Origin of the sequence: Alterinioella nitratireducens (assembly GCF_013155465.1) — a bacterium.
Lineage (GTDB): Bacteria > Pseudomonadota > Alphaproteobacteria > Rhodobacterales > Rhodobacteraceae > Alterinioella > Alterinioella nitratireducens.
Window position 1 is genome coordinate 1 of record NZ_JABJVX010000015.1, and the last position, 22,595, is coordinate 22,595.

At 65.9% G+C, this 22,595-nt stretch carries 19 protein-coding genes; 4 read left to right on the forward strand and 15 right to left on the reverse strand.

The annotated features are described in order from the left end of the window. Window positions 1-352 precede the first annotated feature (352 nt). The 3 genes from HNS34_RS17510 to HNS34_RS17520 are packed head-to-tail and all read left to right on the forward strand — an operon-like array spanning window position 353 to window position 2,558. Window positions 353-853, forward strand: coding sequence for a DUF2924 domain-containing protein (locus HNS34_RS17510; protein ID WP_172321393.1), 501 nt, complete (start codon window positions 353-355; stop codon window positions 851-853). Further along, a complete protein-coding gene (locus HNS34_RS17515; RefSeq protein ID WP_172321394.1) occupies window positions 853-2,178 on the forward strand; it encodes a recombinase family protein in 1,326 nt (441 codons plus the stop codon). The genes HNS34_RS17510 and HNS34_RS17515 overlap by 1 nt, the downstream gene beginning before the upstream one ends. Next, window positions 2,175-2,558 (forward strand): hypothetical protein, encoded by a 384-nt coding sequence (locus HNS34_RS17520; RefSeq protein ID WP_172321395.1) that lies wholly within the window; start codon window positions 2,175-2,177, stop codon window positions 2,556-2,558. The genes HNS34_RS17515 and HNS34_RS17520 overlap by 4 nt, the downstream gene beginning before the upstream one ends. Before the next feature lie 56 nt (window positions 2,559-2,614). Here HNS34_RS17520 and HNS34_RS17525 read toward each other — a convergent pair whose 3' ends face one another. From HNS34_RS17525 to HNS34_RS21050, 8 genes are all read right to left on the reverse strand, one after another. Then, window positions 2,615-3,706, reverse strand: coding sequence for a tetratricopeptide repeat protein (locus tag HNS34_RS17525; RefSeq protein ID WP_172321396.1), 1,092 nt, complete (start codon window positions 3,704-3,706; stop codon window positions 2,615-2,617). Window positions 3,707-4,520: 814 nt separating this feature from the next. Then, window positions 4,521-5,780 carry a c-type cytochrome gene (locus HNS34_RS17530; RefSeq protein WP_172321397.1) on the reverse strand — a complete coding sequence of 420 codons (1,260 nt, stop codon included), beginning with the start codon at window positions 5,778-5,780 and terminating at the stop codon, window positions 4,521-4,523. Next, complete coding sequence (locus HNS34_RS17535) at window positions 5,764-6,387, reverse strand: SCO family protein (protein WP_172321398.1); 624 nt, start codon at window positions 6,385-6,387, stop codon at window positions 5,764-5,766. The genes HNS34_RS17530 and HNS34_RS17535 overlap by 17 nt, the downstream gene beginning before the upstream one ends. Beyond that, the gene (locus HNS34_RS17540) at window positions 6,384-8,240 is read right to left on the reverse strand and encodes a WD40 repeat domain-containing protein (protein WP_172321399.1); all 1,857 of its coding nucleotides are present in this window, start codon (window positions 8,238-8,240) and stop codon (window positions 6,384-6,386) included. The genes HNS34_RS17535 and HNS34_RS17540 overlap by 4 nt, the downstream gene beginning before the upstream one ends. After that, window positions 8,237-9,844, reverse strand: a complete 1,608-nt coding sequence (locus HNS34_RS17545; protein ID WP_172321400.1) for a hypothetical protein — start codon at window positions 9,842-9,844, stop codon at window positions 8,237-8,239. Before HNS34_RS17545 ends, HNS34_RS17540 begins: the two co-directional genes overlap by 4 nt. Window positions 9,845-9,864: 20 nt before the next feature. Next, a complete protein-coding gene (gene istB / locus HNS34_RS17550) occupies window positions 9,865-10,665 on the reverse strand; it encodes an IS21-like element helper ATPase IstB (protein WP_172321401.1) in 801 nt (266 codons plus the stop codon). Continuing rightward, window positions 10,655-12,187, reverse strand: a complete 1,533-nt coding sequence (istA, locus tag HNS34_RS17555) for an IS21 family transposase (protein WP_172321402.1) — start codon at window positions 12,185-12,187, stop codon at window positions 10,655-10,657. The genes istB and istA overlap by 11 nt, the downstream gene beginning before the upstream one ends. A 227-nt stretch (window positions 12,188-12,414) precedes the next feature. Further along, window positions 12,415-13,101, reverse strand: coding sequence for an IclR family transcriptional regulator (locus HNS34_RS21050; protein WP_172321403.1), 687 nt, complete (start codon window positions 13,099-13,101; stop codon window positions 12,415-12,417). An 87-nt stretch (window positions 13,102-13,188) separates the two neighbouring features. Between HNS34_RS21050 and HNS34_RS17565 the strand changes: the two genes are divergently transcribed. Beyond that, window positions 13,189-14,664, forward strand: coding sequence for an aldehyde dehydrogenase (locus tag HNS34_RS17565; RefSeq protein WP_172321404.1), 1,476 nt, complete (start codon window positions 13,189-13,191; stop codon window positions 14,662-14,664). Here HNS34_RS17565 and HNS34_RS17570 read toward each other — a convergent pair. The 7 genes from HNS34_RS17570 to HNS34_RS17600 form a co-directional block, all read right to left on the reverse strand. Next, entirely contained in the window at window positions 14,661-15,611 is a 951-nt protein-coding gene (locus HNS34_RS17570) for a D-2-hydroxyacid dehydrogenase family protein (protein ID WP_172321405.1), read from the reverse strand. The genes HNS34_RS17565 and HNS34_RS17570 overlap by 4 nt on opposite strands. After that, a complete protein-coding gene (locus HNS34_RS17575; RefSeq protein ID WP_172321406.1) occupies window positions 15,608-15,925 on the reverse strand; it encodes an AtuA-related protein in 318 nt (105 codons plus the stop codon). Before HNS34_RS17575 ends, HNS34_RS17570 begins: the two co-directional genes overlap by 4 nt. Beyond that, the gene (locus HNS34_RS17580; protein ID WP_172321407.1) at window positions 15,922-17,277 is read right to left on the reverse strand and encodes an acyclic terpene utilization AtuA family protein; all 1,356 of its coding nucleotides are present in this window, start codon (window positions 17,275-17,277) and stop codon (window positions 15,922-15,924) included. Before HNS34_RS17580 ends, HNS34_RS17575 begins: the two co-directional genes overlap by 4 nt. Further along, the gene (tcuB, locus tag HNS34_RS17585; protein WP_172321408.1) at window positions 17,274-18,428 is read right to left on the reverse strand and encodes a tricarballylate utilization 4Fe-4S protein TcuB; all 1,155 of its coding nucleotides are present in this window, start codon (window positions 18,426-18,428) and stop codon (window positions 17,274-17,276) included. Before tcuB ends, HNS34_RS17580 begins: the two co-directional genes overlap by 4 nt. Then, window positions 18,415-19,842, reverse strand: coding sequence for an FAD-dependent tricarballylate dehydrogenase TcuA (tcuA, locus tag HNS34_RS17590; RefSeq protein WP_172321409.1), 1,428 nt, complete (start codon window positions 19,840-19,842; stop codon window positions 18,415-18,417). The genes tcuB and tcuA overlap by 14 nt, the downstream gene beginning before the upstream one ends. A 6-nt stretch (window positions 19,843-19,848) precedes the next feature. Then, window positions 19,849-21,459, reverse strand: coding sequence for a thiamine pyrophosphate-binding protein (locus tag HNS34_RS17595; RefSeq protein ID WP_172321410.1), 1,611 nt, complete (start codon window positions 21,457-21,459; stop codon window positions 19,849-19,851). A gap of 108 nt (window positions 21,460-21,567) precedes the next feature. After that, window positions 21,568-22,545 carry an NAD(P)-dependent oxidoreductase gene (locus tag HNS34_RS17600; RefSeq protein ID WP_172321411.1) on the reverse strand — a complete coding sequence of 326 codons (978 nt, stop codon included), beginning with the start codon at window positions 22,543-22,545 and terminating at the stop codon, window positions 21,568-21,570. Window positions 22,546-22,595 lie beyond the last annotated feature (50 nt).

Here is a 22,595-nt window from a genome sequence, read left to right on the forward strand (position 1 = left end):
CGACAATCGCCGCCCTGTAACTGCGGCCGAGCCAAGGCCGAAGAGCAAAGTTACACCATTTCCCGGGACACTATCCGCCGCTTGAAGCCCAGATAGGGCAACAACCCGAAAGGCGCTCCAATGCTTAATGATATCTCAACCCCGGTTTCGGGGCCTAATCCTTTGTGTCCGGACAAGATGTCAGCCCGTGCACGCTTCGAAGAACTCGGTCGCATCCTGGCTACAGGCGTCCTTCGCCTGAACGCCGCACAGTCCAGCTCTTTATCTGCCGACATCGGAGACAGTTGTGTGGACTTCTCGCCCCGAAAGAGCGGTGGTCGTCGTGCAAAACGTTTGCCGCTAGGAGGAATTAATGAAGCATGACAATAAGATAACGCCCGCAAAGCCGGGTCTGGAACCAAAGACTGATCAAACCGTCCTGGTCCGCATCGCTGCATTGAAGGCCATGTCGGTCAAAGACTTGAAGGCCCAATGGGAAAACCTCTTCGGCACTGCAGCGCCGAACAACAGCCGCAAGTTTCTGGAATTCAGGATCGCCTATCGCATCCAGGAACTGACCTACGGCGGCCCCGATAGGGAAACGCGCCGGATGCTGGATCAGCTGGCTGATGAGGTCGAGGGGCATGCGCGGCGCAAGCACCGGATCGCGGATCCCCGAAATCCCGTCACGGGCACCAAACTCATCCGCGAATGGGCCGGCGTTGAGCACACCGTAACCGTGCTGAAAGACGGCTTCGACTGGCAGAGCCGAAAATACAAATCGCTCTCGGCCGTGGCCCGTGCCATCACCGGAACGCGCTGGAACGGCTATCGCTTCTTCGGGCTGCGTGAGCGCAAGCGGGAGGAAGCATAATGGACATCAACGCCCGGCCGAACCGTCGGCTGCGCTGCGCCATCTACACCCGCAAGTCGACCGAAGAAGGTCTCGACATGGAGTTCAACACCCTCGACGCCCAGCGAGAGGCCTGCGAAGCCTATATCGCCAGCCAGCGATCCGAGGGCTGGGTTGCGACCCGCGAACGTTACGACGATGGCGGTTTTTCTGGTGGCACCCTCGAGCGGCCCGGTCTCAAGCAGCTTCTGGCCGACATCGACGATGGCTTGATCGACGTCGTCGTAGTTTACAAGATCGACCGTCTGTCGCGGTCGCTGATGGATTTCTCCAAGCTGGTCGAGATCTTCGACCGCAACGGCGTCACCTTCGTCTCGGTCACGCAGTCGTTCAATACCACCACGTCAATGGGACGGTTGACGCTGAACATCCTGCTCAGTTTCGCCCAGTTTGAACGCGAGGTGATCGGTGAACGGATCCGCGACAAAGTTGCCGCGTCCCGCAAACGCGGGATCTGGATGGGCGGCTACGTGCCCCTCGGCTACGATGTGCTGGATCGCAAACTGGTGGTCAATGACGCCGAGGCCGCATCGGTGCGTCGCATCTTCGAGCGGTTCGTTGAACTCGGCTCCGCCACGGTTCTGGCACGCGAACTCCGCCGCGAGGGATTCCGCAACAAGCAGGGTACGCTGATCGACAAGGGCTATCTATACCGGCTCCTGAAGAACCGCGTCTATCGTGGGGAGGCTGTTCACAAGGGCACGGCGTACCCTGGCGAGCACGACGCGATCATCGACGACAACCTCTGGGATCGGGCCCATGCCATCCTGAGGGAGAGCCCCCGCAAACGCGCCAATAACAGTCGGTCGCGGACCCCCGCGCTTCTGAAAGGGCTGATCTTCAGCGACACCGGGGCGGCGATGACACCCACCAGCACCAAGAAGGGCGCGAAGCTTTACCGCTACTATGTGTCAATGGACGTCATCCGGAACCGCGAGACCGGCGAAGAGACCGCCCCGATGCGGCTGGCAGCTGGAATGGTCGAGAACGCGGTCGTGGCCGAAGTTCGGCGCATTCTTCAGACGCCAGAGGTCGTGACGCAGGTGATGGCAGCCCTGAAAAAAGAACAAGGTGCAGTTTCAGAGGCCGACGCCATCACGGCGCTGCATGAGTTCCGCGCGCTCTGGGCACAACTGTTCCCGGCCGAGCAGGCTCGGATCATCCAGCTTCTCGTCCGGCGCGTCACCGTGACCACCGCCGGGCTCGAGGTGGACATTCGCCCTGAAGGGATTGCGGGCGTCATTCGCGAGATGGTTGCCCCACGCGGAATGGAGGCGGCGGAATGACAAAGCCCGACGACACGATCCGGATCCTGATCCCCCTGAAAGTGCGCAAAAAGAATGGGCGGCCCAAGATCCTGCCGCCCGCCAACTATCAGCCCAGCGAAGACCAGACACAGGATGCGCATGTCTTGCGCGCCATCGGCCGGGCATGGGGCTGGCGGCGGCGCATGGACGCGGGCGAGTTCGCCACAATCCAGGAACTAGCTGAGGCGGTCGGGTTGGCCGAGCGTCATGTCAGCCGCCAGTTGCGCCTGGCTTACCTCGCACCAGAGGTGTTGAAGCGGCTGACTTGCGGGCGAGAGGCGCCGGCGGTCAGCCTCTACGATTTGTGCTTTCTGGCGGGAGAGACATGGCAAGAACAGGTCGAGCGGGTTTTCCACTGATCGAGCGGTCGAGCGATGGACAGGCTTCAGAACTGGCTATCGTCGTTGCGCCGCACCTATCTGTGGTTCCACTTTCGCAGCCAAGCGAAACGCTCTGGATCCTGCCCCAGCAGATAGGCGCGGATACGATCGCGCGCATCGGATCCCGAACGGATGAGCAGCGCCCGTAGATCCTGGTCGATCGCCCGGCGTTCAGCGCCCAACGCTTCAGCCTTCGCATACCACTCGTGACCGACCGCGAGATCCCCAAGTTCCATCGAGACGGCGCCAAGTAAGGTGCATGGCCTGAAATCAGTCGGCGTCAGTTCGTGGGCTTCCAGTCCGAGTGACCTTGCCTCAGAGAGGCGGCCGACATCCCGCATCGCGCCTCCGCGCGTCGTCAGCAGGGCAGATCGCGGTTTCGGACTTCGACCTGCCTTCTCGAGCGCCGCACCTGTCACATCTAAAGCCTGCTGGGGTTCGTCGGCCTTCCGCCAATGCGCACTGGCATTCACAGCGTTCCACGGATCGTCGCTTTTCTCCCATGCCTTCGTCAGCGCTTCGGCCTCGAGCCGATGCCAGGCTTGTTGGAGGGAATCTGTCCAGCAGTCGACTGCCTCGGTCGACAGCCAGGCGACGTCCTCAGGCGTTAGGCGGTTGCCGTTCGCGACCTGTTTCAGCAGCCGCATTGCACGCGGATAGTGCTCGGTCTCGATGAAGCCGATATCGAACCGATCCCGCAACTCGCGTGCTTCACGCTTCCGTCGAAGCACGGGGTCGTTCTCCATGGCAGCAAAACGTGCCTTGATCGCCGCATCCATCGCCTCAGACTTTTGGGCTTGTGCGGCGGCCGCCCTGTCAGCGTCTTCCTTCGCCCGTTGAATACGCTCTGACCGCTCGCGCCCCGCGGCCTCCTCGAATGTGGGGCGATCGATCTGTCCGGTCGACAAAGCCAAGAGGGAACTGAGACCGCCGGAAGTTAGGAACGCCTCCGCCAAGGTGGTCAGCGTCTCGCCCGCCTCGATCTTTTGCAGAATTCCATTCAACCGCGCGCCGACGAGCGCTGCGCCCGGCAAGTCATCGACAAGATACTTTTCCGCTAAACCAGCTTGGGACGGCCCCGCCATCAAAAAAACCTGCGTAATTAGGATACTGCTGAAAACAAGCATGCTTGCAGGCGGGAATGCAACGCGAAAAATGCCTAGAAGTCAGAGGGATATGCCTGTGCCCCACCGTTACGACAACGCGCCACTCGGCCTACACACCCAACTGCTGTCCAGGGCCCATTCAACATGCCGCCAGGCTATGAGCGGAAAATCTATTTTTCATCAACGACTTCACGTGAGCGTTTGCACCGTTTCGAAGAACCACGCCGCCTTCGGGTGTCTCTGTTCGCCCCGATGGCGGTAAGAATTACCGCAACTGCGGCGCAGTCTATTCTCGCCAAGCGTCTGAAAAGACGTCCAGTTTTAAATCCGTCCCGATCTGGGTGGAGGGCGGCTGGAAAGAGACACGAGGCGTTCAGAGACAGATTTCGGTCAAATCGTTAGTCTCCGAAAGTCGCATGGCCTCGTTAAACCCCTTTGAACCAAAAAGAAAAAAGGCCCCGCTAGGGACCTCATCTCGGGTTCGCAATGTGTAAGTGGCGGAGGGGATGGGTCTGACATCCAACCTCCTCCGCCCGCTAAGTAATTGTTATTATTTATATTTGAAGGCAGTTGGAACCCCCACCTCTTCAAACGCGACTGGTATCGAACCCAGCTCCGAAGCACGTCGCCTGATGCGAGCATGTCGCATGAATGGCGTTTCCTTCAGCTTGTGTTTCGACATCGCGAGATTGGCACATCGCGATACCGTCTGGGGTGAGCGGCATCCCCTCCATCTCCGTTGCCGCGTCACCTTATCGACGCCCCCCTATCGCTGAACCAAGAGCCGCCGCGTGCACGGCGCAACCCGTTGCTCCTGCCGATACCTTGCGGAAGATCAGCGACTCGAACCCAATGCGTCGAAACGGACCGGGGCGCCGCCGGTCAGAGGATTGGCGCTATAGTCGAGACGGAAGCCGGACAGATGGGCATCGGCAAAGGCCCGCAGGAATCCCGCGCGCGTCACGTCCCTCCCCGCCTGCAGCAGGACCTCGGCCAGGAGGCCGCCGGCGATCCGGGCATGAGCTTCGATCGGAGGCACGTCGAGCTCGGTAACAAGTTGACCGAGGCCGGTATAGACCACCACCGGCCGTGCTGGCGGCAAGCGCCGGGCTGGGGCAAGCAACCTGCGGTCGAGCCAGAGGCGCGCCCTCGGAGCTTCGGACAACATACGCTCCAAGGCTTTCGCATCCAGCACGACCACCTCTGACGCGGAAGCTGCGCCTGTGTCGTTTGCCACTGTCCCGCCGGCCATGGTGAGCGACTCAGCGAGCGCTGCCGCTTCGGCTCCGGCGGGCAGAATGGCTACCGCGCCGTCTGCGTCGGCGGCCAGACTCTTCGCCAGCGCGCGACGCAGGTCTTGCGTCGAGGGCAGAAAATCGCGCAACAATCCTGGATCCTCGTCACCCTCCAGCTGGCCGAAGGGAAACAGCACCGGCACCCCGGCTTCAAGGTAGGAGGGCAGCCACGCCTGCGGGAGCGCAAGGGCCGCGAAGACGCCAGCGTCATCCGGCAAAGTCGTCGCCGTGAGAAAGACGAACTCCACCTGCCGACCATACACTCTGGCGCCGCCAAGGCGCGCCTCCATCGCTGTCTTCAAATGGGCCAGATAATCGGCCCCCTCGCGGTCGGTGATGGCCGGAATCCCGAAAGTCACCGAGGCCTCGCCGACTCCGGTGCGCTGGATCTGCGGAAGCGCGGTGAGGTAATCGAACAGCGCCGCAGCCTCGCGGTCGCTCAGCGCATAGCGCGGCATCAGACGGCTCAGGTCGCGCCCGCCCGCCGCTACACCGCTCCGCACGGCGGAGGCAAAGGAAGCACGATCATAGGCCCGGCGCTCCTGGGTGACGCGGGAGAGAGCGGGCCCGTCAATGGGCGGCACGCGGCCTTCCTGCCCGCCAAGACCGTCGGCGCCGTGACAGGACTTGCAGGGCAGTTGGGCGACCCTTCGCGCCGCGGCCTCGCTGTCGAGCCGTTCAGCCCTGCCGCCGAATATCGCTGCGCCAAGCGCGGAGTGCGGTTCCGCATGACTGGCGCCGGCCGCCGAGGCAAGCGAAACCAGAAGAGCAAATCCAGCCGGACTAATGGGCCATCGCATCGACGATCCGCTTCAGTTCCTCGGGCATCGGCATCGACAGCGAGCGATAGAAGCGCCCTTCCGAGATCCGCCCCACAAGGAACATGGGGTCGTGCAGCACGATGTTCGCATAATCGGCATCGAAGGCCGCAAGGAGGCGCGTGATCTCGTCCGGCGATCCGGTCAGCCATGACCAGCGGGGTCCGGCGCCAAAGCTGTCCGCCGCATCGCGCATCAGTTCGGGCGTGTCGGTCGTCGGGTCGATGGTAATCGACAACAGCCGCACCGGCGCGTCCTCCGGCAACAGGTCCTGGAGGTCGGCCATCACCACATTGCCGAGCGGACAGATCGAGTCGCAGGTCGTGTAACTGAAGTTCAACACCACGATCTGACCCTGGGTCAAAGGCCCCTTCAGGCGCTGGAGATTGGCGTTCTGATCGATCAGCGTGACATCCGGCACCGCCAACCGCTCAATGGAGAAGCTGCCGCTCGCCGCCGCGGGGAGATGGCCGGCAGTATCATCCGAATGAGCCTCGGCCGGTCCGGGGCCGGTCACAGGCCCCGAGCCCAGGACCGCCGCGATCAGGCCCGCCCCCCAAACGGAGCGACAGAAGCAAACACCTGTCATGGAAGGTCTCCTTTCTCGGCGGTGATCACGGTTCCCGATACGAGGGCATATTGCGCCGGGAGGTCGAGCGGTTGCACCGCATAGGGGCCTTCGTGGGGCAGGACGATCTCGGCCCGCAGCGTGCCGTCCGGCCCCGCCGTCGCCGTGACCTGGGTGGACCAGCCACTGATCATGCTCGGCACCAGCAGCGTCAGCGCTGGCAGGTCCACCGCGGTGCCGTCGATGTCGCGAAGGCTGAGTTCAAAGGTTTCGCGCTGCCCTGCAACCGGCGGCGCGTCGAGCATTGGTACCAGCCGCACCCGCGTGAGGCTGCGCCGTTCCATCTCGCCCTCCACGTCGAACCTGATGCAGGTGGACAGGTCGCCGATATCGGTGGTCAGCACCAGCTCCCAAGCGCCGGCTCCGAAGGCCCAGACGGTCTCATAGACGCCGGGCGCCACTTCCGTGAAGCTGCGGTCGACCGCGTGGACGAAACGGGGCACGCCGCCGCGCAGGCGAACCGAATCCATCGGTGGCATCTCGACCGACGAAGCCGTCTCGCCGATGATCCAGCCCGTCTGGTTCTCGGGCGACACGGCGATGATCTGCGGCGAAGGCAGCAGCGGCACCAGCAGGCGGGCGTCATCTTCAGGCATCGGCATGGCGCCTCCGAAGGGCACGCGGCGCAGGATGGCCGACCGGCCGAGGCTGACCGTCGCGAGGTCGAGCGCGCCGACGAAGCCGCCATCGGGGCTGAACAGATACGCCGCGTTGTCGGTGAAGGATACGTCCGACACCGATTTGCCGTTCAGGGAAAGCTGCTGGACCACCCGTCCCCGGCCGAAATCAACCAGCGCAACCAGCGAGTCCCGAGGGGTCCAGAGCACTCCGATCCTCCCGTCCGGCCCCGTCGTGACCCGGTCGAACGGGGTGCCGAGGGGGAGGTCGATGGCCCGATCGGCTGCGTCGGCATAGCGGATCTGCGCGGACTCGGCCTCGCCGGTGATCCCGATCAGGCCCTGTGTGCCGATCGCTGCAACCGAGAGCAGCGGCGCGGGAAACGTCGCTTGCATGACCTCGCGCCCGGTCACCCCATCGAGAAGGAGCGCCTTTCCCTGCGCGTCGAATGCGACGAAGTTCGGATTGTCCGGATCGTCCGAGGCCACCAGCCATGGTGCTGCACCGAACGTCATGCGCTCGATTTCCGTCCCGTCGGCGGCCAGCGACACGAGGCTGCCCGAGGCGGTGCCGGCCCAGATGCGCCCCCGCGCCCCAACCGCAAGACTGGTGATAGGCTCGCCCAGATCTGCCACTGTTCGCCGCCCCGGGCCGGTCAGGTCCGCGGCCACGATCTGCCCCGACGGGCCGGCCGCCAGGGCCCGCATGTTGCGGCGATCAGTAGCAAAGGCGGTCGTGCCAGGGTCGAGCAGGTGCGCCGCGAGCATGTTGGAGCTGTAGAGGTTCAGCTTCGGGTCAACCACGCTGAGCGAGGCATCGCGGTTCAGCGTCGCGAACAGGATGCCGTTGAGGTAGACCGCGCCGACGGGCGTCCGCCGCGTGGCGCGGAAGTTCTGCGCGACACGGGCGCAGCTGGCGTTATCCTTGGCCATCGGCCGTGCCCATCCCATAAGGTACAGACCCCGCGGCGCGGCGCCGGTCGCGGGCTCGGACAGGCGCACCTGCAGACGCACGTTGCGACCCGCCTCTGCCCGGACCTCGGCAGTGCTTATCGGATCATAGAGGTTAAGTGTCGCGGTCAGGCTGGACTGCGCCGCAGCAGGACCCGACACCACCACGCCAGCTGCGAGCAGCAGGCCAGCGAGCAGCCGGATGAGCCCGAAGCGGGGGCCGGCAGCTGAACGCGCCTGCCTCATCTCAAGAACCGGCTGCAGGCGCTGCCCCTGAACTCATCCAACGGGCGGTCGCCCAGCTGCTCTTTCGACACCACGTCGATCAGCCCCCAGACCCCGCCCGAGCGCAGGTGGGTCGGCCCGTCGAAGAACAGGTAGCAGCCCGGGGTCACCGTTTTGGTCAGCGAAGCCGTCATCGCCTTGCCCGGCGCCAGCAAGGCGCCGCGCGGAAAGCCGAAGCCTGGGAACAGGTCGTCATAATCCTGCGCCACGGTGACGAAGGCCCGCTGACGCGCCCGGCCGCCGGGATGCACGACATGGACGACGATCTCCTCGCCCTCGACCGCGCGCACGACAGGGATCGGCGCCTCGGGCCAGGTTGGCACCTCGTCTCCGGTGAGTCGGAAGAGCGAGGCTGAGGTGTCGTTGGGACTGGCCGCAGCGCCATAGTCATAGGCATTGAAGTCGTAGTGACGTTCGATATCGGACCCGTTGCCCTGCCAGTCGCGCAGGCGGATGTCGAAGGGTTCGCTGCGATAGCTGATCCCGTTCTCGCCAAAATCATAGCTGTCGTCGCACACCTGGCAATCGGCGACGAGCTTGCGCCGTGTCGCGTCAACCCGCGGGAAAGGCCAGTTCACCAGGAGCCCAGGGTCGATCCGCGCGATGGCGGCGTCGTTCAGCGTCAGACGGTTCAGGTCGAGACCCGCGATCACACCCCCTTCAGCCGTGCGCGCCTCAAGATCGCCGAGGGTCCGGATGCCAGCGGCCGTCAAGCGGCGCAGCGTTGCCGGATCAATCTCAATCACCTGCCGCAACTCCACATCGCGCAGCAGCCGATTGGTGTTCAGAAGGTCGGCCAGGCTGCGGCCGCCGCCGGGCTGCAGAACCGCGGACGATTTCCAGCTGTTGGCGCTTTCGCGGTCGCGCAGGTTCAGCCCGTCCTGCCAGAAGAGCGTGACCTGACGGATCCGGCGTTCCGTTCCGGACGGTCCATGCAACGTGACCGTGGTCGCCGAAATGGGCGTGGCGTGCCGTCCGTCGCCATCCAGCGGCTGCGGCAGGAGGACGAAGCTCCGGCAATTCCCTTGCCGCGCGGTGAGCGCCCCAAGGTCGGGCAGGTTCCTGGAGGGGAAACGCTGGACCTCGAGTCCAAGCAAGCGCTGCAGGACCGTCTCCCGCGTAAGCAACTGATCGTTCGCACCGAGCAGCGGTTTGTCGCAGCCAGCGGCGTCAAAAGGCAGCCGCCTGACCCGTTCCTCTGACAGCGCGGCATTCTGCGGCGCCACGGTTACGGCGCCGATCAGGCCGTGGGACGTATGCCCAATCACGTCTCCGAAGGACTTGATCGGCAGTGCGCCGAAGGCATAGGGCTTGTACTCCACATCCAGATCGAACGCCCGAACCATGTCCCAGAGCTGAACTTCGACGCGGCCGATCGCCTCAAGAGCGGGGCGAAACTCCTCGAGAATTTCGGTTAATCGTGCATCTGAGATTCCGCGGTCGCGGAGGAGTGCGCGAAGCCTGCTCTCGAAGTCCTCCACGCCGCTGCCGTTGAGGTCAGGAAGGATCAAGCTGTTGATTTTCACCCAGAACTGAGCCGGGTTTTTCACCGAGAAGTGAGCCACCTCTGATTATGGATTTCGGGTCATGCTGGGGTCAAGTTGTGTGTTGTCTCCTTCTTTTTCTTGGCAGCTGATGCTGCAGCTGAGCTTGTCTTGAACCGGAAGCTGTCGTTTCCGGTCTCCAGGATGTGGCAGCGGTGGGTCAGGCGGTCGAGAAGGGCCGTGGTCATCTTGGCGTCGCCAAAGACCGTGGCCCACTCGCTGAAGCTGAGGTTGGTGGTGATGACGACGCTTGTGCGCTCGTAAAGTTTGCTCAGCAGATGGAAGAGCAGCGCACCGCCCGAGGCGCTGAACGGCAGGTAGCCCAGTTCGTCGAGGATCACGAGGTCGAGCTTGGTGAGGGCCTCGGCGATCTGCCCGGCCTTGCCCTTGGCCTTTTCCTGCTCGAGCGTGTTGACCAGCTCAATGGTCGAGAAGAAGCGGACCCTTCGCCGGTGATGCTCGACAGCCTGGACGCCGAGGGCCGTCGCGACATGGGTCTTGCCAGTGCCCGGCCCACCGATCAGCACGACGTTCTGTGCCCCGTCCATGAACTCGCAGCGGTGCAGGGTCCGGACCGTGGCCTCGTTGATCTCGCTGGCGGCGAAGTCGAAGCCCGAGAGATCCTTGTAGGCTGGGAAGCGTGCCGCTTTCATGTGATAGGCGATGGAACGGACCTCGCGTTCAGCCAGTTCGGCCTTCAGCAGTTGCGACAGGGTCGGGATGGCGGCTTCAAAAGCCGGGGCACCTTGCTCGATCAGGTCGGTGACGGCCTGCGCCATGCCGTGCATCTTCAGACTGCGCAGCATGATGACGACGGCGCCGGCGGCGGGATCATGACGCATGGCGGCCTCCGGCGATCTGGGCGCGCAGACCGTCATAGCGTTCGACATTGGCTTTGGGTTCGCGGTGCAGGGCCAGAGCCTGCGGGGTATCGAGTGGCGGCCCGCCGATCACCTTGCCGTCGACCAGCCGATGCAGCAGGTTCAGCACATGGGTCTTGGTCGGCACGCCCTCTTCCAAAGCCAGTTCCACGGCGGTGAGCACGGCCTGTTCATCGTGCTGCAGCACGAGGGCCAGGATATCGACCATCTCGCGGTCACCACCAGGCTTGCGGAGCATGTGATCCTGCAGCTGCCTGAAGGCAGGCGGCAATTCCAGGAAGGGTGCGCCGTTCCGAAGGGCTCCGGGTTTGCGCTGCACGACTGCCAGGTAATGTCGCCAGTCGTAGATGGTCCGCGGCGGTAGTTGATGGTTGCGCTGGATCACACGGGCATGCTCGCACAAGATGTTGCCCTCGGCCGCCACGACCAGCCGGTCCGGATAGATCCGCAGGCTGACAGGCCGGTTGGCAAACGACGCCGGAACGCTGTAGCGATTGCGCTCGAAGCTGATCAGACAGGTCGGCGAGACGCGCTTGCTCAGCTCGATGAAGCCGTCAAAGGCCGCTGGCAACGGCATCAGTGCGGCTTGCTCTTCGGCCCAGACATCGGCGATCGTGCCGGGCAGCGTGCCATGTGCCGTCTCGCGCCACAGCTCCAGGCACCGCTGCTCAAGCCAGGCGTTCAGCGCCGCAAGATCAGCGAAGTCCGGCATGCCGTGCAGCATCTGGTGGCGAGAGTCGCGGACATTTTTCTCCACCTGGCCTTTCTCCCAGCCCGCTGCCGGATTGCAGAACTCGGGCTCAAAGACATAGTGGTTCGCCATGGCAAGGAAGCGGATGTTGACCTGACGCTCCTTGCCCCGGCCAACACGATCCACCGCCGTGCGCATGTTATCGTAGATCCCTCGACCCGGCACGCCGCCGAAGACCCGGAATGCGTGCCAATGCGCATCGAACAGCATCTCGTGGGTCTGCAACGGGTAAGCGCGCAGCAGGAAGGCCCGGCTGTGCGACAGCTTGATATGGGCGACCTGAAGCTTCGTGCGTTCGCCGCCCAGAACCGCAAAGTCTTCGCTCCAGTCGAACTGGAAGGCCTCGCCGGGATCAAAGTGCAGCGGCACAAAGGTCCCACGCCCCGTGGTCTGCTGTTCACGCTGCCGATCCGCCCGCCACCGTCGCGCAAAGGCCGCCACCCGGGCATAAGAGCCAGTGAAGCCAAGCACCACGAGATCGGCGTGCAACTGCTTCACCGTGCGTCGCTGCTTGCGCGACTTTCCGGCTTCGGTCTTTAGCCAACCCGCCAGCTTCTCGGCAAAGGGGTCCAGCTTGCTGTGCCGCTCCGGCGTCGAGAATTTTGGCTCGATGGTGTTCGCCGCCAGATGCTTGGTCACGGTATTCCGCGACACTCCCGTCAGTCGCGCGATCTCGCGGATCGACAGCTTCCGCCGCAGATGCATCCGTCGGATAATGTTCAATAGTCCCATGTGGATCACTCCGTTGCCCCCGCCGCTCACTGCTCTGGGGGAAGCTTCACATGGCTCAGTTCTCAGTGAAAATTATCCGCCTACCCGGCTCAGTTCTGGGTGAAAATCAACAGCCTAGGTGAATGGCCCGCTGCTCATCACAGTCGGCTGGACGCTGCGTGTCGGTAGTAGATTTCTAGCTATCACTTCATATCACTCGCATGCAGACGTCATGTGCACGAACTCCCCTAGAGAGGAGCGCCGAGCGCCCGGCTCATCCGCGCGGCACCATCGCAGACCAGCGCCTGCTGCAATTCCAGGGGCGGGCCCTCGAAGCGCAGCCGCGGCCCCGAGAGCGACAGAGCGCCGAATAGCTTCGCAGAGGTCCCAAAGACCGGGGCAGAGACCCCGGCGCAGTCGGCTTCCGTCTCACCGAGGCTCGTGGCCAGACCTGCAATGCGAACTTCCGTCGGTTCCGCCTCCTCTCCGAAGGCACGCAGCACATGTCCCGCCGCGCCACGGTCAAGCGGCCGCAAAGTCCCCGCCCGCACGCGATCGAGCGTCGAGTGATCGGAATCTACCCGCAGGACGCAAATGCGGTGCTCGCGGTCTTTCCTGACATGGAGCGAGGGACTTTCCGAGCCCTGTGCCACCAGGTCCTTCATGATCGGCAGGAGCGTTCGTTCGAGCCCCGCGGAACGCTGATAGATCTGGCCCAGCCGCAGAGCGGTAGGGCCGAGGGAGTACCGCCCGTCCGCGTCGCGGTGGACCATCCCCGCCGCCATGAGCGAGTCAAGCAGGCGCAGGATCGTGCTCTTGTAAAGGCCGGTCCGGCTGGACAGGCCGGCCAGCGTCATCGCCGCGCCCTCCTCGTCGAAGACTGACAGGACCGAAAAGGCCCTGTCGACCGCCGCCACACCTGTATCGCTCTTCACGCGTCCCTCCGCCCTTGCGGGTCACATCAAGTTCGTTACAGAATAGAATTACGTTCTGCTCTACGGAACGCAAGAGGAAGGAAGATGATGCGACAGGAGACCATGCTAATTGGGGGGCAGTGGGTTTCGGCCTCGGACGGGGGAACGCTCGACAGTTTCGACCCCTTTCTACAAAAGGTCTGGGCCACCATCCCGCAAGCGACCGAGGACGACGTGACCAGCGCCATCGAGGCGTCAGATGCGGCTTTCCGCGGCGGCTGGCGGCAAACCCCCGGACGCGACCGCGCGGTCCTGCTCAACCGGCTGGCCGACCTGATGGACCAAAACGCCGACGACCTCGCCCGCATCGAGACCACCGACAACGGCAAGGTGATCCGCGAGACCCGGGCGCAGGTGGGCTTCGCGAGCCGCAACTACCGCTACTTCGCGGGGCTGGCCGACAAGCTGCAGGGAGAGACCATCCCCCTCGACAATGGCGATCTGTTCGACTTCACGCTGGTGGAGCCGATGGGCGTCGCCGTCCTGATCACTGCCTGGAATTCGCCCCTGACGCTGCTCGCCAACAAGTTGGCGCCGGCGCTGGCGGCGGGCAACACCGTCGTCATTAAACCCTCGGAACACGCAAGCTGCTCGACCCTCGCTTTCGGGCGGCTGGTGGAGCAGGCCGGCTTCCCGCCGGGCGTCGTCAACATCGTCACCGGCGACGGGCGCATCGGCCCCGCCCTGTCGACCCACCCGAAGATCGCCAAGATCAGCTTTACCGGCGGCATCGTCACCGCCCGCAAGATCCTTACCGCAGCGGCCGAGCGGCTGGTGCCAGTGACGACCGAGCTTGGGGGCAAGTCCCCCAACATCATCTTTGCCGACGCGGACCTGAAGGCCGCGGTGATCGGGGCAGTGGCCGGCATCTTTGGCGCCTCGGGCCAGACCTGCATCGCCGGCTCACGCCTGCTGGTGGAGCGGAGCGTCTACGACGAGGTCTGCGCGGCGGTGCTGGAGAAGGTCGGCACCATCCGCCTCGGCAACCCCCTCGACACGGCGACCGAGATGGGCCCCGTCGCCAACCGCGCCCAGTTCGATCGCATCCTCGGCGTCATCGCAGCGGCAAAGGCAGAGGGGGCCGAGGTCGCCATCGGCGGCGACGCGGCCATGGGCGAGGGCCTGGAGAACGGGTTCTTCATCCAGCCGACAGTCATCGTGAACGCCGGCCCCGACCTGTCAGTCTTGCGGGAAGAGGTCTTCGGCCCTGTCCTCTGCATCCTCCCCTTCGAGGACGAGGCGGAGGCGGTGCGGATCGCCAATGCCACCGACTTCGGCTTGGCCGCGGGCATCTGGACCAACGACATCCGCCGCGCGCACCGGATGGCGCGGGCGGTGGAGTCGGGTGTGGTCTGGGTCAACACCTACCGAGCGTCCTTCGTCGGGGCGCCCTTCGGCGGCACCAAGCAGTCGGGCGTCGGCCGGGAAAGGGCGATCCAGACTCTGCGCGAATACACCAAGGTCAAGAACGTGATGATCGACCTCAGCGAAGAGGAACGCGATCCCTTCGCGATGAAGCTCTAGAGTGGGCGGACGGGGGACCCGGAGGCGAAGGCGTGCACCGCCTCCGCCGTCTCGCGGTACATCGCCTGGTAGGTCTGAAGCGCACCGTATCCGATGTGCGGTGTCAGCAGCATCTTGCCGCGTGCGATGAGGCCCTCGTCGCGCAGGGGGTGGTCCGACGGCAGCGGTTCTTCGTCGAACACATCCAGTGCCGCGCAGCCCAGCCGGTCGGTCCGGAGTGCGTCCAGCAGGGCGGGCGTGTCGATGATCGGGCCGCGGGAGGTGTTGACCAGCACGGCATCGGGTTTCGCCGCCGCCAGCGCCTCGGCCCCGACCAGCCCCTTGCTCCGGCCCGACAGGACGAGGTGGATCGAGGCGACATCGGCGCGGGCCATGAGATCCGACAGGCTGGCCTCCCGCTCCACGCCCACCTCGTCGCAGCGCGCGTCGGTCAGGTTCTCGCTCCACGCGATGATTTCCATGCCGAAGGGCCGGGCCAGCGCCGCGACGGCGGCCCCGAGCCGGCCAAGTCCGATGAGGCCAAGCGTCAGCCCGTGCAGATCCCGGCCAGCCGGGGCCTGCCAGCCGCCCACCTCCACCGACCGCGCATTGGGATAGAGCCCGCGCGTGGCGGCGAGGATCAGGGTCATGGCGAGGTGCGAGGTCGCCGTCGTCCGGCTGGCCGTGCCGCTGACGGTGATCCCCCGGTCCGTCGCCTCGGCCACCGCGATGGCGGCGTTGCGCATTCCGGTGGTGACGATGAGCTTCAGGTTCGGCAGTCGCGCGATCAGGTCGGCAGGCAGCGGCGTCCGCTCGCGCATGGCGCAGATGACGTCGAACGGGGCGAGCGTTTCGACAAGGTCGCCGGTCAGCGGCTCCCGGAAGACGGTGACGCCGGGGGCCAGGTCGCCCCAGTCCGCGAAGCGCTCCGACAGGCCGAGGTAGTCGTCCAGCACGGCGATCTTCATAGCGTCTCCTCCGGCAGTTCGATCGTCAGCATCAGGGCGCTCAGGCTCTTGCCGTGCGGGTCGATGGACAGCGAGCGGCTGACGCCGCCGCCGAGGGCATTCTGGATCACGAAATTCAGCGCGTGAAGCCGGGGCAGTTCGTAGCGCGTGACCGGCCCCGCGCCGATGGTGGCGAAAATCTCCGCGACCCGCTCCGCCGTCAGGTCCCGGCGCAGGCGATCCCAAGCCGCCGCGTCGTAGGCGGTGACGGAGATGTTCGACGTATTACCCTTGTCGCCCGCGCGGGCATGGCCGAGGTCGTGAACCCGCGTCATCCCCGCCCTCCCAGTACCGTTACCTCCGGCGTCACCAGCTCGCGCGGCAGGAAGACGGACTGAACCGCCATCACGTCCCGCACCACGGGGTTGGAGCCGCCGCCGCCGCCGGTCGGGCCGTTGACGTGCATCGCCCGGACCTCGAAGCCCACGGCCTGCGCGGCGGCGCGGCTTTGCGTGCGGGCCGCGATCCTCAGGCGGACCTCGTAGGGGTCGGAGGGTCCTGCCCCGTCCCCGTGCAGCGAGGTGCAGCCGATCAGGTCCACCCGCATCTCGTCGTAAGTGAAGCCCCGGCGTTTCAGCCGGTCCTGCACCACCTTCGCCGCCAGTTCGGCCCGCTCCACCGCGCCGACGCCCGCATAACCGACCTGGCCTTCGCCGATGTAGCCCTCGGCATAGGCGCAGAGGACCCTGAGGCTGTCCGGCCGGGGCCCTGCCGCCGCGCCCGTGACTCGCACGCGGTCGTCGCCGTCGCCGTGCAGGTCCACGCCGGTCACGTCCAGCACGCAGTCCGGCGTGATGTAGGCGGCGGGGTCGTGCATCTCGTACAGCAGTTGCTCGGTCGCGGTCATCCGGTCCACCCGGCCCCCGGTTCCCGGCAACTTGGTCACGGTCAGCGCCCCATCCGGCCCGATCTCGGCGATGGGAAAACCGATGTTCGCCATGTCCGGCACCTGTTTCTCCGGCCGGGTCGGGTCGGCGAAACACCCGCCGGTCAGCTGGTTGCCGCACTCCATCAGGTGCCCCATGAGGGTCCCGGCCGCTATTCGGGGCAGGTCGTCCGCGGCCCAGCCGTAATGGTGCATGGCGGGCGCGAGAAAGAGAGAGGGATCGGCGACCCGGCCCGTCAGGACGACATCGGCCCCGGTCTCCAGCCCCATCAGCACGGCCTCGACCCCGAGGTAGGCGTTGGCCGAGACGAGGTCGGGCAGGATCGCCTCCACCGGGTCGCCGCTCTCGGTCAGTGTCAGGTCCGGGCGGGCGCGAACAAGGTCGGTCACCTCGTCGCCGGTCACGGCGGCGCAGCGCAGGTCCGTCAACCCGTGGGCCGCCGCCTCTTCGACCGTGGCCCTCGCGGCCGCGACGGGATTCGCGCCGCCCATGTTGCTGACAATGCGGATGCCGCCCCTCGCGCAGGCGGGCAGCACCGCGCGCATCCTGTCGCGCAGGTGCGGGTTGAAGCCCTTGGTGGGGTCCTCGCGCCGGGCCAGCACCTCGCGGGCGACGGTCCGTTCGGCGAGGCATTCGAAGACGAGGACGTCGGCGGCCCCGGCCTCGGCGATCTCGACCGCCGGCTCGATCCGGTCGTCGGCAAAGCCCGCGCCCGCCCCGATCCGGAAGGGGCGGGTCATCCCCGCGCCGCCGCCGCGTCGGTGGCCTTCGGCTCCGCCTTCGAGGCCTTGCGCAGCCCGTGCCGCCTTGCCATCGCGTAGCGGCAAAGCGCGGCGGTGCGGTAGATGCCGTGGACGAACTTGCCGTAGGGCATCGACAGAAACAGGGCGAGGACAACGCCGAGGTGCACGGCGAGGAGCAGGCCCATCAAAGGCGTCTCGCCGAGGAACCGCAGCAGCAGGCCGGTCACGGCGGTCAGGAGCAGCATCAGGATGAAGGCCACGTCCATGCCGGTCATCCGCTCGTCCCTCAGCGCCGACAGGCGCTGGCGCTTGGCCTTGAGCAGGCCCCAGGTCCCGGCGGTCAGCATCAGGCCGCCCGCGATCCCGAGGAGCGGAGGCAGGTCCCACCAAGCGTAGGGCGCGGGCCAGCCGAAGGCGTAGTGATAGACGGTGCCCATGGAGGTGGCGGCGAAACACAGCAGGAAGCCGTAGAACGTGAGGTGATGCCAGAGTCGGCGGTTGTCGTCCGGCTCGTCATCCTCGTTGAAACACCCGACGCCGCCGCCGTCGAGGTAGCGAAGGGAGCCGGCGTCCTTGAGAGCCTGCCAGACCGACGGCGCGTCCGCGTCCACCACGTTCACCGCGTTGGTGTCACGCCAGAAGTGGCGCACGCCCATGGCGAGGGCAAGCATGGCGAAGAGGAAGACCGAGCCGAAGATCCAGACCATCGCGGTGTGCGGCATCAGGGCATAGAACCCCTCGGGCGCGGTATGCGCCGTCCAGAGCGCGCCGGGGTCGCCCAGCGAGATCATCCCGATCAGGAAGAGCGCGACCGACAGGGCCAGCAGGCAGGCGATCAGCAGGCCGTTGCGGGCGAAGACGGGGGCCAGGGCCCGGGGCCAGGCGTACTGGCCGTAGCTGTCTTTGCGCACCTCGGCCAGGATCTTGGGGATGTTCAGCGCAAACTCGTGCGGCGGCGAAAACTGGCAGTCGTGGTAGCAGGCGCCGCAATTGTGGCAGAGGTTGGCGAGGTAGTTGAGGTCGCCATCCGCGAAATGGCGGTTCATCTCGAGCGCCGGAAAGACGGCGCAGAGACCCTCGCAGTAGCGGCAGGCATTGCAGATGGTGATTTGCCGGTCGGCCTCGGTCAGGGCGTCAGTTGCGTGCATGGCGCGCGGCTCCTTCTCCGGCAAGGCGGCCCCAGACCGCCCCGATGGTCATGCCGATCCCGGCGAGATACCCCTGCCCCAGCACGTTGCCGGCCATGATCTCACCGGCGGCGAAGATGTTCGCCGAGGGCGTGCCGCCCTGCATCAGCACCTTGGCCTCGCGGTTCACGCGGGTGCCGAGGTAGGTGAAGGTGATGCCGGGCCGGACCGGGTAGGCGTAGAAGGGCGCGGTGTCGATCTTGCGGGCCCAGTGGCTCTTGGGCGGGTCGATTCCCTCGGTGTGGCATTCGTCGTGGATGTCGGTGTCGAAATGGCCCTCGCGCACGGCGGCGTTGAATTCGGTCACGGTGGCGGTGAATTTCTCGGTGTCCAGCTCCAGCTTGCCGGCCAGCTCTTCCAGCGTCTCAGCCTCGATCGCGGGATAGACCGAGGGCATGAAGCTGCCCATCGATTTGTCGTCGAAGACGATGTAGGCAATCTGGTCCGGCTGGTCGGCGACGAGCCGGCCCCAGATGGCATAGCGCTTGGGCCAGAAATCCTCGCCCTCGTCGTAGAACCGCTCGCACCGGTTGTTCATCACGATGCCGAAGACGATGCAGTCGAGCCGGGTGACGATGCCGCCGTCGAACTTGGGGCTGCGGGCGTCGATGGCGACGGCGTGGCACTGGGTCGGATCGCCCACCGGTTCGATGCCCTTGTCCAGCAGCAGCCTGAGGATGGACCCCCGGTTGTTCGAGGTGCCCCGGATCAGGAAGTTCTCGGCCCGCTCGCCCCAGTATTCCTTGAGCCAGTCGATATTGCTCTCGAACCCGCCCGACGCGGTGACGAGGGCGCGGCCGTGGGCGCGGAAGGTCCCCTCCGCCGCCTCGACCACCACGGATTTGAAGAAGCCGTCTTCGATGTCGATGTCCGTGACGGCGGCCTCGTAGCGGATGTCGACGCCAAGGCCCTCCGCCGTGCGGTAAAGCGCGTTCAGCATCGCCCGCCCGCCGCCAAGGAAGAAGGCGTTGGTCCGGCCCAGCCCAAGGGTGCCGCCCAGCGGCTGCTGGAACCGGACCCCGGCGCCGTTCATCCAGTCCCAGAGGCCCTTGCTTTCCTCGAGCGTGAAGCGGGCAAGGTCCTCGTCGGTCTGGCCCTTCGTCACGCGCATCAGATCATCCATGAACTCATCCACCGGGTAGGGGCCGGTCAGGATCTCGTTCCCCTCGTCATGGGCGCAGCGCAGGTTGCGGGTGTGGCGGGTGTTGCCGCCACGGTAGAACTTGTCCGCAGCCTCGAGGACGAGGACGCTGGCCCCATCCCGCCGGGCCGTGATCGCGGCGCAGAGGGCGGCATTGCCGCCCCCCACCACGATCACGTCATAGCGGGTGGGCAGATCCGGGATCTCCGGGGCATGTCCGTTCGCCTCTGCCATGGCGGATCACAGCTCACGCAGGGCGTTGAACTGGTCGACATAGCCCGAACCGTCGATCTTGGCGGCGATGACGGTGACCTGCTCGGTGTGCTTGGCCTTGGACAATGCGTCCTGCAGCTCGTTCTCGGTATGGACGGTCACGCCCTCCGCGCCGAAGCCGCGGGCAAGGCTTTCCCAGTCCATGCCGCCGATGCCGACGCCGTATTTGCCGATGCCCTTGATCTCCTGCTTGATGCGGATGAGGCCGATTTCCTCGTCGTCGAGGACGACCACGGTGATCGGGAGCTTCTCGCGCACCGCGGTCTGAAGCTCGGCCACAGCCATCATGAAACCGCCGTCGCCGGTGAAGGCGACCACGGGCCGGTCCGGATGCGCCATCCGCGCACCGAGGGCACCGGGGACGGCGTAGCCCATTGAGCCGAGGCCGTTCGAGGTGAGGAATTCCCGGGGGCCGTAGCTCTGCCACTTCTGGACCACCAGCAGGCGGCTCGCCCCGGCGTCGCAGGTGGCGATCGTGTCGCGGGGCAGGACGGCGCGGCAGACCTCCATCGCCCGCTGCGGCGACAGCCCCTTGGACGGCGTGTTCAGCGCCTGGACCACATCGTCGCGGAAGGTCTTGGCCGCCGGCTCGCCCCAGCCCTGCCCCTCGACGCAGTCCTCGGCCAGCGCGTGCACTAGCGATTTGAGGTTGCCCAGCACCTCGAACTCGGCCGGCACCAGCGCCTCGAGCGTCATGGTGTTGGACAGGGCAACGACGGGCAGCGTGTAGGGCCAGGGTTTCGGCTGAAGCTCGATCCCGTCCAAGCCGAGGGTGATAATGAGGTCGGCCTCGTTCACCAGCTTGCGCTCGATGAGGCCGCCGATGATGCACCCGGCGCGGAGCGGGTGGTCTTCGGGGATCGCGCCCTTGACCTTGGAGGTCGTCAGGACCGGCGCGCCAAGCCGTTCGGCCAAGGCGACCAGCTCGTCCGAGGCGCGGTCCCAGAGGATCCCCATCCCGGCCAGCAGGATCGGCTTGCTGGCGGCGTCGATCTTGTCCTTGATGCGCTTAAGGCCCGCGCGGTCCGGTTCGGCATAGGCCGCGTCCGGCATCAGCGGCGGGGCCATCTTCAGCTCGCCGGCTTCCTTCTTGGTTTCGCTCTGCGGGATGTCGAACTGCACCGGGCCGGGGGCCGGGGCGGTCGTGGTCCGCATGGCGCGGGCGACCTGGGTGCGCACGACGCGGGCGTCGAGTGTGGTACCCCATTTGACCAGCGGCGCCATCATGGCGAGGTGGTCGATGCGCTGGCGCAGGCCGGTCTCATGCTCTGGCGTGGAATAGCGGTCGGTCAGGACGATCAGCGGCGCCCGGTCGAGCGAGGCGTGCGCGACGCCGTTCACCATGTTGGCGGCGCCGGGGCCACGGGTCGACAGGCAGACGCCGGGGGCACCGGTAATGTCGCCCCATGTCGCGGCCATCATGGCGCCGGCCACTTCCTGCTTCATCAGGATGAAGCGCATGTCGCGCTGGCGGGCGGCTTCCATGAGTTCGACGGATTCGCCGCCGGGGTGCCCGACGATGAAGTTCGTGCCGGATTCCTTGAATGCGTCCGCAAGGACTTCGACCGTGGTTGCCATCTGGCCCTCCCTTAATTGGCGGCGCGCGGCGCTTCCTCTCCACCGCGCGTCCGTTGTTATACGCCTGTATACAGTCGCATCCAGAGCGGTCAAGGGGCGGACGGCACCTTACCTCCGGGGTGCGACGACAAGCTCCGCCGGGTCGATCGCCTCTCCCGCGAGGACCCGACGGATATTGGCAACGCCCCGCTCGGCCACCGAGGCGAAATTGTCGACCGTGCCACCCGCGCAATGGGGCGTCACGATGGTGTTGGGCAGTTCCAAAAGCGGGTTGCCCACCGGCGGTTCGGCCGAGAAGGCGTCGATCCCAGCGGCGAAGATGTGGCCCGAGCGCAGGCGCTTGGTCAGCGCGGCTTCGTCCACCAGCCCGCCCCGCGCGGCGTTGACCAGGATCGCGCCGGGCTTCATCGCGTCCAGTCGGGCGGCGTCCAGCAGGTTGGTGGTCTGCGGCAAGAGGGGCAGGTGCAGCGTGACGACGTCCGCCTCGGCCAGCAGGACGTCGAGATCGCAATACTCCGCCCCGAATTCCATCTCGTCCGCCGCGCTGGCGCGGACCGGGTCGTAGTAGACCAGCGTCACACCGAAGCCCGAGAGCAGCCGCGCCACCTGCCGCCCGATGGCCCCGAAACCGACAATGCCGACCGTCTTGCCGTGCAGCTGCCGGTTCCGTCCGCGCACTTGTTCCTTGTCCCAGGCCCCGGCCCGGGTCTGGGCATCCAGCCAGGGAAGGTTCCGACAGGCGGCCAGCATCAGCAGCATGGTGTGTTCGGCCACGGGAATGTTGTTGCCAGCCTGCAGCCGGGCAAGGCCGATCCCCGCCTCCTCGCAATAGGCGCTGTCGATGCGGTCCACCCCAGCCCCTAGCTTCTGGATGAAACGCAGGTTCGGCGCGGCCTCCAGCAGGGAGCGCGGCATGGGCGTCGCCATGACGAAAGCCATGTCCGCCCCGGCAAGGGTCTCGGCCCGCGCCTGTTCCGTCGGGGCCTCGGTGATGGACAGGGTCCAGTCCTCCGGCGCCGCCCGCCGGATCTCGTCGAGGATGGCGGGATGGAACGGGTCGATGATGCCGAGGGTGAGGGAAGTCATGGATTACCTGCTGTCTGCCGGGGTGGAATGAGAGACGGCGCCGGACTTGC